Origin of the sequence: Pseudomonas sp. IT-196MI5, from assembly GCF_949767415.1 — a bacterium.
Lineage (GTDB): Bacteria > Pseudomonadota > Gammaproteobacteria > Pseudomonadales > Pseudomonadaceae > Aquipseudomonas.
This window is the reverse complement of record NZ_CATKPZ010000011.1, coordinates 100,287-112,147: the sequence shown is the minus strand read 5'-3', so window position 1 is coordinate 112,147 and position 11,861 is coordinate 100,287. Positions and strand designations below refer to the sequence as shown.

Annotated in this window: 9 protein-coding genes; 6 read left to right on the top strand and 3 right to left on the bottom strand. The window is 60.9% G+C overall.

The window, feature by feature from the left end; genetic code table 11:
- Positions 1 to 32 precede the first annotated feature (32 nt).
- The 6 genes from pcaH (at position 33) to pcaC (ending at position 5,417) form a co-directional block, all read left to right on the top strand.
- A complete protein-coding gene (pcaH, locus tag ACM6IK_RS08080) occupies positions 33 to 737 on the top strand; it encodes a protocatechuate 3,4-dioxygenase subunit beta (protein ID WP_414873894.1) in 705 nt (234 codons plus the stop codon).
- Position 738: 1 nt separating this feature from the next.
- Positions 739 to 1,305 (top strand): protocatechuate 3,4-dioxygenase subunit alpha, encoded by a 567-nt coding sequence (gene pcaG / locus ACM6IK_RS08075; protein ID WP_108216753.1) that lies wholly within the window; start codon positions 739 to 741, stop codon positions 1,303 to 1,305.
- A 193-nt stretch (positions 1,306 to 1,498) separates the two neighbouring features.
- A complete protein-coding gene (locus ACM6IK_RS08070) occupies positions 1,499 to 2,803 on the top strand; it encodes an MFS family transporter (protein ID WP_414873893.1) in 1,305 nt (434 codons plus the stop codon).
- A gap of 43 nt (positions 2,804 to 2,846) precedes the next feature.
- A complete protein-coding gene (locus ACM6IK_RS08065; RefSeq protein WP_414873892.1) occupies positions 2,847 to 4,211 on the top strand; it encodes a 3-carboxy-cis,cis-muconate cycloisomerase in 1,365 nt (454 codons plus the stop codon).
- An 11-nt stretch (positions 4,212 to 4,222) separates the two neighbouring features.
- The gene (gene pcaD, locus ACM6IK_RS08060) at positions 4,223 to 5,014 is read left to right on the top strand and encodes a 3-oxoadipate enol-lactonase (protein WP_414873891.1); all 792 of its coding nucleotides are present in this window, start codon (positions 4,223 to 4,225) and stop codon (positions 5,012 to 5,014) included.
- A 10-nt stretch (positions 5,015 to 5,024) separates the two neighbouring features.
- Complete coding sequence (pcaC, locus tag ACM6IK_RS08055; protein ID WP_178129518.1) at positions 5,025 to 5,417, top strand: 4-carboxymuconolactone decarboxylase; 393 nt, start codon at positions 5,025 to 5,027, stop codon at positions 5,415 to 5,417.
- A gap of 123 nt (positions 5,418 to 5,540) precedes the next feature.
- Here the strand turns inward: pcaC and ACM6IK_RS08050 are convergent, their stop codons facing one another.
- The 3 genes from ACM6IK_RS08050 to emhB all read right to left on the bottom strand — a co-directional run bounded on the left by ACM6IK_RS08050 (position 5,541) and on the right by emhB (position 11,860).
- A complete protein-coding gene (locus ACM6IK_RS08050; RefSeq protein ID WP_414873890.1) occupies positions 5,541 to 6,800 on the bottom strand; it encodes an OprD family porin in 1,260 nt (419 codons plus the stop codon).
- 438 nt (positions 6,801 to 7,238) lie between these two features.
- A complete protein-coding gene (gene emhC, locus ACM6IK_RS08045) occupies positions 7,239 to 8,699 on the bottom strand; it encodes an efflux RND transporter outer membrane subunit EmhC (protein WP_108216759.1) in 1,461 nt (486 codons plus the stop codon).
- Positions 8,699 to 11,860: an efflux RND transporter permease subunit EmhB gene (gene emhB, locus ACM6IK_RS08040; protein ID WP_414873889.1), complete on the bottom strand. Its 3,162-nt coding sequence runs from the start codon at positions 11,858 to 11,860 to the stop codon at positions 8,699 to 8,701. Before emhB ends, emhC begins: the two co-directional genes overlap by 1 nt.
- Position 11,861: the final 1 nt, after the last annotated feature.

Here is an 11,861-nt window from a genome sequence, read left to right as displayed (position 1 = left end):
TCTGAAGACTTATAAGAACTGAGGAATGCTTCATGACTGACAAGCCTGGATACCGTCGCCCGCAGGCGGGCACTCAGCCGCAATACCTGCACCCGACCTATCAATCCACCAACTTGCGCTCGCCGTCCAAACCGTTGGTGTTTCTGCCCCACTCGTTGTCGGAAATCACCGGGCCGACCATCGGCGCCGAGCGCGTCAACGAGAAGGACAACGACCTGACCGCCCAGCATGAGGGGCAGCCACAGGGTGAGCGCATCATCATTCACGGTCGTGTACTGGATGAAAACGGTCTGCCGGTGCCGGGGATTCTGGTGGAGATCTGGCAGGCCAACGCCGCCGGTCGCTACGCCCATGCCCGCGACCTGCACGACGCGCCGCTGGACCCGAACTTCACCGGTACCGGCCGTACCGTGACCGACGCCGATGGCTGGTATCAGTTCCAGACCATCAAGCCCGGCGCCTATCCATGGGGCAACCACCACAACGCCTGGCGCCCGGCGCACATCCATTTTTCGCTGTTCGGGCCGAGCATCCTGACGCGCCTGGTGACGCAGATGTATTTCCCGGGTGACCCGCTGCTGGCGTACGACCCGATCTACAACTGCGTGCCCGATACCAGCGCCAAAGAGCGTTTGATCGCCACCTTCGATCTGGAAAAAACCATCCCTTCCTATGCCCTCGGTTATCGCTGGGACATCGTTTTGCGCGGCCGCGACGCCACGCCGATGGAGAAATAAGATGACGCTGACTGCGACCACGTCCCACACCGTCGGGCCGTACTACCACATCGGCCTGACCTGGCTGAACCGCGAAAACCTGACTGTCGAACAAACCCTGGGCGAGCGCGTGGCGATCACCGGGCAAGTGGTCGATGGCAACGGTGATGTCGTCAACGACGCAATGCTCGAAGTCTGGCAGGCCAACGCCGCCGGCAAGTATGACCACCCGGAAGACGACCAGGACAAACCCCTGGACCCGAACTTCGAAGGTTTTGGCCGGGTGCCGGTGGATGCCGAAGGACGTTTTCGCTTCACCACCATCAAGCCGGGCACGGTTGAAGGTTTGAAAGGCACGACCCAGGCACCGCACCTGGTGGTGCTGGTGTTTGCCCGTGGCCTGGTGAAGCACTTGCTGACGCGGATTTACTTTGATGGCGAGGCGGCCAACGTGAATGATCCGTTGCTGGAGTGCGTGCCGGCCGAGCGTCGCAATACGCTGATGGCCAAGCAGGATGCGTCGGGCGTGTACCAGTGGAACGTGATTCTGCAGGGTACCGATGCGGAGACGGTGTTCTTCGATTATTGAGCGAACACTGTTCACCTGTAGGAGCGAGCCTGCTCGCGATGGCGCCGGTACATTCACTGTCGATGTCGTCTGACACACTGCTATCGCGAGCAGGCTCGCTCCTACAGGGGTTACGTGTTGCTGATTTATCTGTGGAACGGGACTATTGCAAAGTGTGTCTAGACTCTCACTGCCCCCTTTGAGTGATAAAACAATGACAACACCCACGGCTCCTATAGCTCTTTATACGGGCGAAGAACGCAACAAGCGGATTTTCGCCATTGTCGGTGCTTCGTCCGGCAACCTGGTCGAATGGTTCGACTTCTATGTCTATGCCTTCTGTGCGATCTATTTCGCGCCGGCCTTTTTTCCGTCCGACAACCCCACGGTGCAGTTGGTCAATACGGCCGGTGTGTTTGCCGCCGGATTCCTGATGCGCCCGATTGGTGGCTGGATTTTCGGTCGGTTGGCGGACAAGCACGGGCGCAAGAACTCGATGCTCATCTCGATTCTGATGATGTGCTTCGGCTCTTTGCTGATTGCCTGCTTGCCGACCTACAACAGTATCGGGGTCTGGGCGCCGATCCTGCTGCTGTTCGCCCGTTTGCTGCAAGGCTTGTCGGTGGGCGGTGAGTACGGCACCACCGCGACTTACATGAGCGAAGTGGCGCTCAAGGGCCAGCGCGGTTTCTTCGCCTCGTTCCAGTACGTGACCCTGATTGGCGGTCAGTTGCTCGCAGTGTCGCTGGTGGTGATCCTGCAACAGTTCCTCACCGAGGACGACCTGCGTGCCTACGGCTGGCGGATCCCCTTTGTGGTCGGTGCCATGGCGGCGTTGGTTTCGCTGTATTTGCGTCGTTCGCTTAAAGAAACTTCCAGCAAGGAAATGCGCGAAAACAAGGACGCCGGCAGCATCGGCGCGCTGTTTCGCGACCACAAAGCCGCGTTCATCACCGTACTGGGTTACACCGCCGGTGGTTCGCTGATTTTCTACACCTTCACCACGTACATGCAGAAGTATCTGGTGAACACCGCCGGCATGCCGGCCAAGACCGCCAGCTACATCATGACCGGCGCGCTGTTCCTTTATATGTGCATGCAGCCGATTTTCGGCATGCTCGCCGACAAGATCGGCCGGCGTAACTCGATGCTCTGGTTCGGCGCCCTCGGCACGCTGTTCACCGTGCCGATCCTGTTGAGCCTGAAAAGCGTGACCAGTCCGTTTCTGGCCTTCGTGCTGATTACTGTGGCGCTGTCGATCGTCAGTTTCTACACCTCGATCAGCGGTCTGGTAAAAGCCGAGATGTTCCCGCCGGAAGTGCGTGCGCTGGGTGTCGGCCTGGCGTATGCGGTGGCGAATGCGATCTTCGGTGGTTCGGCGGAATACGTGGCCTTGAGCCTCAAGGCCGTGGGCATGGAAAACTCCTTCTACTGGTACGTGACGGTGATGATGGCGATAGCGTTCCTGTTCAGCCTGCGTCTGCCGAAACAGGCGAAGTATCTGCATCACGATCTTTGATCTTCACGCGCGGACCGCAGGCCCGCGCCTCCAGGAATTGTTTATGAACCAGCGACCGGGCAATCAATTGTTCGATGCCTATTTCACTGCCCGCGATATGCGTGAGGTGTTCTGCGATCAGGGCCGGGTCCAGGCCATGCTCGATTTCGAAGCGGCGCTGGCCCGGGCCGAAGCGCGGGTCGGGTTCATTCCGCCGAGTGCTGTCGCGCCGATTGAAGCGGCTTGCCGCGCCGGGCTTTATGACTTCGCGGCGTTGGGCGAGGCGATTGCCACGGCGGGTAACTCGGCGATTCCGTTGGTCAAGGCACTGGGCAAACAGATCGCGGCCACCGATGCCGACGCCGAGCGCTATGTGCATCTGGGCGCGACCAGCCAGGACGTGATGGACAGCGGCCTGGTGCTGCAACTGCGCCGCGCACTGGAACTGATCGAAAACCATCTGGCGCAACTGGGGCAGACGCTCGCGTCCCAGGCCCAGCGCTACGCGACCACGCCATTGGCCGGACGCACCTGGCTGCAGCATGCGACGCCGGTCACCCTCGGCATGAAAATCGCCGGTTGGCTGGGGGCGGTGACGCGCAGTCGCCAACGCTTGGCCGAACTCAAGCCGCGTCTGCTGGTGCTGCAATTCGGCGGCGCGTCCGGAACCCTTGCAGCCCTGGGCGAGCAGGCCATGCCGATTGCCCAGGCGCTGGCCGAAGAACTGCAACTGACCTTGCCCGATCAGCCGTGGCATACCCAGCGCGATCGCGTGGTGGAGTTCGGTGCCGCGCTCGGCCTGATCGCCGGCAGTCTTGGCAAACTCGGCCGCGATATCAGCCTGCTGATGCAAACCGAGGCTGGCGAAGTGTTCGAACCTTCGGCGCCGGGCAAGGGCGGTTCTTCGACCATGCCGCACAAACGCAATCCGGTAGGTGCGGCGGTGCTGATCGGCGCGGCGACTCGCGTACCCGGTCTGCTCTCGACGCTGTTCAGCGCCATGCCCCAGGAACACGAGCGCAGCCTCGGCCTGTGGCATGCCGAGTGGGAAACCCTGCCGGAGATTTGCTGCCTGGTGTCGGGCAGCTTGCAGCAAGCGCTGTTGATCGCCCAAGACCTGGAAGTGGATGCCGGGCGCATGGCGCGCAACCTCGATTTGACCCAGGGCCTGGTGCTTGCCGAAGCGGTGAGCATCGTCCTCGCGCAACGGGTAGGGCGCGATACCGCGCATCATCTGTTGGAGCAATGCTGCAAACGCGCGGTGGCCGAGCAGCGTCACCTGCGTGCGGTCCTGGGCGACGAACCGCAAGTGACCGCCGAGCTGTCGGCGGCTGAACTCGATCATCTGCTGGACCCCGCCCATTACCTCGGTCAGGCCAAAACCTGGGTCGAGCGCGCGGTGGCCGAACACTCTGCATTGACTGCCTGAAGGAGACTGCTGTGGCTTTTTTACAACTCGCCGAGGGCGAACTGCATTACCAACTCGATGGACCGGTCGATGCACCGGTACTGGTGTTGTCCAATTCGTTGGGCACCGACCTGCACATGTGGGACGCGCAAATCCCGGCGTTCTCCGAGCATTTTCGCGTGTTGCGTTTCGACACCCGTGGTCACGGCCAATCGCTGGTGACGCCGGGTCCGTACAGCATCGAGCAACTGGGCCGCGACGTGCTTGCACTGCTGGATGCCTTGCACATCGAGCGCGCGCATTTCTGTGGATTGTCCATGGGCGGGTTGATCGGCCAGTGGCTGGGTATCAACGCCGGCGAGCGACTGAACAAGCTGATCGTGTGCAACACCGCGGCGAAAATCGGCGATCCGTCGGTGTGGAACCCGCGTATCGAAATGGTGCTGCGTGAGGGGCAGGCGGCCATGGTTGCCCTGCGCGATGCGTCGATTGCCCGCTGGTTCACCCCGGACTTCTCCGAAGCCAACCCGGCGGCAGCCAAGCAAATCACCGACATGCTCGCGGCCACTTCGCCCGAAGGCTATGCAGCCAATTGCGCAGCGGTGCGCGATGCCGATTTCCGCGATCAGTTGTCCTCGATCAAGGCGCCGCTGCTGGTGATTGCCGGTACCGAAGACGCCGTGACGCCGCCGTCCGGCGGGCATTTTATCCAGGAGCATGTGCGCGGGGCCGAGTACGCCGAGTTCTATGCGGCGCACTTATCCAACGTCCAGGCAGGCGATGCGTTCAGCGAGCGTGTGCTGGCGTTTCTGTCGGCTGATTGAGGGTATTCCAGTGGATGAGAAACAACGTTACGACGAGGGGATGAAAGTCCGTCGCGCGGTCCTCGGCGACGCCCACGTCGACCGCAGCCTGACCGCCCTGACCGAGTTCAACTCGGAGTTTCAGGAGATGATCACCCGTCACGCCTGGGGCGACATCTGGACCCGCCCGGGCCTGCCGCGCCATACCCGCAGCCTGATCACCATCGCCATGTTGATCGGTATGAATCGCAACGAAGAATTGAAACTGCACTTGCGCGCCGCCGCCAACAACGGCGTGAGCCGTGGCGAGATCAAGGAAGTGATCATGCAGAGCGCCATCTACTGCGGGATCCCGGCGGCCAATGCGACGTTCCATTTGGCCGAGTCGGTGTGGGATGAGTTAGGGGTTGAATCGCGGGAATAAGCGGTAAAACGGTCAACAACCTGTGGGAGCGAGCTTGCTCGCGATGGCGGTGTATCAGGCGACATCAATAGTGAATGTGCCGACGCCATCGCGAGCAAGCTCGCTCCCACATTTGTTTTGTGTTTACAGCAAGCTGATCGGATAGCTGATGATCACGCGGTTCTCGTCGAACTCGTTATTGCTGTAATCCCGGCGGATGGTCGAGTTGCGCCATTTCAGGTTCAGGTCTTTCAGCGCACCGCTCTGCACGGTGTAGCCCAGTTCACTTTCACGCCCCCATTCCTTGCCATCGGTGATGCTACCGGTGTGCACATTGTCGCCGCTGATATAGCGGTTCATCAGGGTCAGGCCCGGTACGCCGAGGGCGGCGAAATTGTAGTCGTGGCGTACCTGCCAGGAGCGTTCCCGGGCATTGTCGTAGCTGGAGTTGTAGCTGTCGTTGGCCAGGGTGCCGCCGCTGGTGCCGTTGACCCGCATCCAGGCGTTGTCGCCGGTGAGTTTCTGCAGGCCGACATAGAACGTGTTGCCGCCGTACTTGGCCGAGAACAGGCCGTACAGGGTTTTGTTGTCCAGCTCGCCAGCCCGGGCGCTGCCGTCATCCTTGCCGTAGAAGAAACCCAGGTTGGCGCCCAGGGTCCAGTCGCCAAGCGGTTGGCTGTGGATCAAGTTGACGAATTGCTGGCTGTAGATGTCCTTGAGCTCGGCGTTCCACAGACCGATCTGGGTGCGCTTGTCATTGAACAGGTACTCGCCGCCCTCGAAGTTGAAACGGTCAGAGGTGAACGCCGCTTTGCCGGTCATCGACATGTCATCCATGCTGCTGTCGTCGCGTGGACTGTTCTGGCGGAACTGGCCGCCGTAGAGCGTCAGGCCATTGATTTCCTTCGACGTGATCTGCCCGCCACGGAAGGTTTGCGGCAACGAGCGGCCGTCGTCCGAACGCAGGATTGGCAGCACCGGCATCCACTCGCCGACTTTCACTTCGGTCTGCGACAGCTTGGCCTTGAACGCCACGTTGGTGCGGCCGAAATTATCCGCCGGGCGACCGTCGTGATCCAGCGGCAGCAGTTGCGTGCCGCCGGTGCCTTTGCCGCCATCAAGCTTCACCGAATACAAACCGAGCACATCCATGCCGAACCCGACGGTGCCCTGGGTGAACCCGGATTTGGCGTCGAGGATGAAACTTTGCGTCCACTCTTCAGCCTTGCCCTGGGCCTTGGTCGGGTTGGTGAAGTTGCGGTTGATGTAGAAGTTGCGCAGGTTCAGGTTGACCTTGGCCCCATCGACGAAGCCCGACTCTTCGGCGCTGGCGGGCAGGGCCGCGCTGGCCAGGGCAATGGCAATCAGGCTGGGAACGAAATACTGCGCGGTGGAAGACGTCATGAGCTCGGGTCTCTCTAATTCTTGGGGATGAAGCGGGGCGATGCCGCAACCCGGGGTTGCAGACGAATTTTCGAAATCAGTACAAACGAAGCGGATCAGCCGGAGAGGGCAAGGCGCGGGGGCATGGTGTCGAACCTGTTGTTATTGGTTTTGTGGTTCGGATGGTGCGTGGAATGTACTGGATGGTTCAATCGTAAAAAGCGGGTTTTGGGCGATTATCGAACGCAACATGACGCGGTGTTTAATGGTGTCAGCACTGGCCTCATCGCGAGCAAGCTCGCTCCCACAGGGGCTTTCTGTGTGCATGCGATTTCTGCCAATCGACGATCCCTTGTGGGAGCGAGCTTGCTCGCGATGAGGCCAGCACTGACAACACTCCTTTTCCCGTAGCCAACAAAAAGCCCACCAATCGGTGGGCTTCGTGTTTTCACAGCGCTATCAGAAGTACTTCATCTTCGGCGCTTCTTCTTTCAACGGCTCGTTCTTCGCCGTCTGTTCGTTCCAGCCACCACCCAGGGCCTTGTACAGGTTGACCTGGCTGACCAGCTGCGCCAGGCGATCGGTGATCAACACCTGCTGCGCACTGAACAGCTGACGCTGGGCATCGAGGAAGGTCAGGTTGCTGTCGACACCGATGAGGTAACGACGCTCGGCCAGGCGGTAGTAGACCTGGTTGGCACTGACGAAATCTTTCTGTGCCTGCAATTGCTGGACATAGGTCTGGCGCGCGGCCAGGCCGTCGGCGACTTCCTGGAAGGCCGTTTGAATGGACTTCTCGTAGTTCGCCACGCCGATGTCTTTCTGGATTTTCGATAAGTCCAGACTGGCGCGCAGGCTGCCGGCGTTGAAGATCGGCAGGTTGATCTGCGGCTGGAACAGCCAGGTGCCCGAACCACCCTTGAACAGGCCTGACAGGTCCGTGCTCAGGGTGCCGGCATTGGCCGTGAGGCTGATGCTCGGGAAGAACGCAGCCCGCGCCGCGCCGATGTTGGCGTTGGCGGCCTTCAGGTTGTACTCGGCCTGAAGGATGTCCGGACGACGTTGCAGCAAGTCCGACGGCAGGCCGGGCGGCACGTCGCTCAGCAGGTCGTCGTCAAGTGGTTTGGCCGCTTGCAGGTTGGCCGGGATACCGGTGCCGAGCAGCAGCACCAGGCTGTTCTCGTCCTGGGCGACCTGACGGGTGTACTTGGCCAGTTGCGCACGGGCGTTTTCCACCGAGGTGCGCGACTGCGCCAGGTCCAGGGCCGAGGCGACCCCGACTTCGTTGCTGCGGGCGGTGAGCTTGTAGCTCTCCTCGAAGGTGGCCAGGGTGTCCTGGGTCAGCTTGTACAGTTCCTTGTCCGCCTGCCAGGTCAGGTAGGCGTTGGCCACACTGGCCACCAGGCTGATCTGTGTGCTGCGGCGACCTTCTTCAGTGGCGAAGTATTTCTGCAACGCTTCTTCGTTCAGGCTGCGGACCCGACCGAACAGGTCGAGTTCGTAGGCGCTGACCCCGACCGTGGCCGAGTTGGAACTGACGATGCCGGTCTGGCCGGTCTGCGAAGCGTCAGCCGGAACGCGCTGACGGCTGCCGGTGCCGTTGGCCGAGACGGCCGGGAACAGATCGGCACGGGAGATGCGGTACTGCGCCGCAAACGCGTCGATGTTCAGGGCCGCGACACGCAGGTCACGGTTGTTTTCCAGGGCAACCTGGATCAGCTGTTGCAGCGCCGGGTCATGGAAAAACTGCTTCCAGCCCTGCTCGGCAGCCGCTTGCGCCGGTGCCTGGGCCGGCGAGTACGCCGGACCCTGCGGGTACTGGCCCGCCACCGGCGCTTCGGGCTGCTGATAATCAGGTATCAGCGAGCAGCCACCGAGCACGAAGGCGGCGACTGCCAGGGAGAGTAGCGACTTGCTCATTAGCCAGCCTCTTGAGGAGTTTCAGTGGCGTCATCCTGGTCGGCGATTTTACGCTGGCCTATGGACGACACGGTGACGAAGAACAGTGGGACCCAGAAGATCGCCAGCACAGTGGCTGTGATCATACCGCCGATCACACCGGTGCCGATTGCATGCTGGCTACCGGAGCCCGCGCCGGTGGATATCGCCAGTGGTACCACACCCAGAACGAAGGCGAGCGAGGTCATGATGATCGGTCGCAGACGCATGCGACTGGCTTCAATTGCCGCATCGCGCAGGCTACGCCCTTGTTCGTGCAGCTCCTTGGCAAATTCGACAATCAGAATGGCGTTTTTTGCCGCCAGACCGATAGTCGTCAACAGACCTACCTGGAAGTACACGTCGTTGGACAAACCGCGCAGGCTGGTGGCCATCAATGCACCGATGATCCCCAGCGGCACCACCAACATCACCGCGATCGGAATCGACCAGCTTTCATACAACGCCGCCAGGCACAGGAACACCATCAGCAGCGACAGGGCATACAGCGCGGGTGCTTGCGAACCGGACAGACGCTCTTCGTACGACAGGCCGGTCCAGGAAATACCGACACCGGCCGGCAGTTTCTTGGCGATGGCTTCGACTTCGGCCATGGCTTCACCGGTGGAGTAACCCGGTGCCGGGGCGCCGAGGATTTCCATCGCTTCCACGCCGTTGTAACGGGCCAGTTTGGGCGAGCCGTAGATCCACTCGCCCTTGGCGAACGCCGAGAACGGAACCATGGTGCCGACGCTATTGCGCACGTACCACTTCTGCAGGTCTTCAGGGCCCATTCGAGCGCCTGGCTGGCCTTGCACGTACACCTTTTTCACCCGACCACGGTCGATGAAGTCGTTGACGTAGCTACTGCCCAATGCAATCGACAGGGTGCTGTTGATGTCGGCGATGGTAATGCCCAGGGCACTGGCCTTCTCGTCATCGATTTCCAGCTGGTATTGCGGTTCGTCGTTCAGTCCGTTCGGACGCACCTGAGCCAGAATCTTGCTCTGCGCTGCCATACCGAGGAACTGGTTACGCGCAGCCATCAGTTTTTCGTGGCCGATACCGGCGCGGTCCTGCAGGAACACGTCGAAACCGGTGGCGTTACCCAATTCCAGTACCGCCGGTGGCGCGAAGGCAAACACCATGGCATCGCGGAAAGTGAAGAAGTGCTGCTGGGCACGAGCCGCCACCTTGAACACGTTGTTGTCGGCGTTACGTTCATCCCACGGGCGCAGCATGATGAACGCCATACCCGAACTCTGACCTCGACCGGCGAAGTTGAAGCCGGTCACGGTAAACACCGAGTTCACCGCATCGCCTTCGCCGCCATCCTTGCTCGGACGCAGCAGGAATTCCCGCATTTCGTCCACGACCACCTGGGTACGCTGGGATGTCGAACCGGCCGGGGTTTGCACCTGGGCGAACAGTACACCCTGGTCCTCTTCAGGCAAGAACGCCGTTGGAATACGGGTGAACAGCCAGATCATGCCGACGACGATGATCAGGTAGGCCAGCAGGTACGGGGCCTTTTGCGCAAGCATGTTGCCCACGCCACGCTCGTAGCTGCGTACGCCGCGGTCGAAGTTGCGGTTGAACCAGCCAAAGAAACCGCGCTTCGGTACGCCGTGCTCGCCTTTGCGGATCGGCTTGAGCATGGTCGCGCAAAGCGCCGGGGTGAAGATCAGCGCAACCAGAACCGACAGGGCCATGGCCGAGACGATGGTGATCGAGAACTGCTTGTAGATCACACCGGTGGAACCGCTGAAGAACGCCATTGGCAGCAGCACCGCCGACAGCACCAGGGCAATACCGACCAGTGCTCCCTGGATCTGGCCCATGGATTTCTTGGTGGCTTCCTTGGGTGACAGGCCTTCTTCGCTCATCACCCGCTCGACGTTTTCCACCACGACGATGGCGTCGTCCACCAGCAAGCCGATGGCCAGCACCATACCGAACATGGTCAGGGTGTTGATGCTGAAACCGGCTGCCGCAAGGATCCCGAACGTACCGAGCAATACCACCGGCACGGTCATCGTGGTGATGATGGTGGCACGGAAATTCTGCAGGAACAGGAACATCACCAGGAACACCAGCGCGACCGCTTCGACCAGGGTGTGAACCACGCCCTTGATCGATTCCGTTACTACCGGCGTGGTGTCATACGGGAACACCACTTCCATCCCTTGCGGGAAGAACGGTTTGAGGCTGTCGATGGTCGTGCGCAGGGCTTTGGCGGTATCCAGAGCGTTGGCACCGGTGGCCAGTTTCACCGCCAGACCGGAAGCCGGGGCGCCGTTGAACTGGGCGTTGATGCTGTAGTTCTCACCCCCCAGACCGACTTCGGCAACATCTTTGAGGCGAACCTGGGAACCGTCCTTGTTGACCTTGAGCAGGATCTTGTCGAATTGCTCCGCGGTCTGCAGGCGGGTCTTGCCGATGATCGTCGCGTTCAACTGGGTGCCGGGCAGGGCAGGCAGGCCGCCGAGCTGGCCGGATGACACCTGGACGTTTTGCGCAGCGATGGCGGTTCTGACGTCGATCGGCGTCAGGTTGTAGTTGTTCAACTTGGCCGGGTCGAGCCAGATCCGCATGGCGTACTGGGAACCGAACACCTGGAAGTCACCGACACCGGCGGTCCGCGAGATCGGGTCCTGCATGTTCGACACGATGTAGTTGGACAGGTCGTCCTTGGTCATGCTGCCGTCACGCGACACCACGCCGATCACCAACAGGAAGTTCTTCACCGCCTTGGTGACGCGGATACCCTGCTGTTGCACTTCTTGCGGCAGCAGTGGGGTGGCCAGGTTCAGCTTGTTCTGGACCTGAACCTGCGCGGTATCGGAGTTGGTGCCTTGCTCGAAGGTCGCGGTAATGGTCATGGTGCCGTCGGAGTTACTTTCCGACGAGACATAACGCAGGTGGTCGATACCGTTGAGTTGTTGCTCGATCACCTGAACCACGGTGTCCTGTACCGTTTGCGCCGAAGCACCCGGGTAGGCCACGGAGATGGCGATCGCTGGAGGCGCAATGCTCGGGTACTGGTTGATCGGCAGTCTGAGGATCGATAGTGCCCCGACCAACATGATCACCAGGGCAATTACCCAGGCGAAAATCGGACGGTCGATAAAAAATTTCGACATG

Excerpts from the sequence above, each read along its gene's own strand:
- pcaG (WP_108216753.1), top strand. The coding sequence starts at position 739 with ATGACGCTGACTGCGACCACGTCCCACACCGTCGGGCCGTACTACCAC.
- ACM6IK_RS08065 (WP_414873892.1), top strand. The coding sequence starts at position 2,847 with ATGAACCAGCGACCGGGCAATCAATTGTTCGATGCCTATTTCACTGCC.
- emhB (WP_414873889.1), bottom strand. The coding sequence starts at position 11,860 with ATGTCGAAATTTTTTATCGACCGTCCGATTTTCGCCTGGGTAATTGCC.
- emhC (WP_108216759.1), bottom strand. The coding sequence starts at position 8,699 with ATGAGCAAGTCGCTACTCTCCCTGGCAGTCGCCGCCTTCGTGCTCGGT.
- pcaH (WP_414873894.1), top strand. The coding sequence starts at position 33 with ATGACTGACAAGCCTGGATACCGTCGCCCGCAGGCGGGCACTCAGCCG.
- ACM6IK_RS08070 (WP_414873893.1), top strand. The coding sequence starts at position 1,499 with ATGACAACACCCACGGCTCCTATAGCTCTTTATACGGGCGAAGAACGC.
- ACM6IK_RS08050 (WP_414873890.1), bottom strand. The coding sequence starts at position 6,800 with ATGACGTCTTCCACCGCGCAGTATTTCGTTCCCAGCCTGATTGCCATT.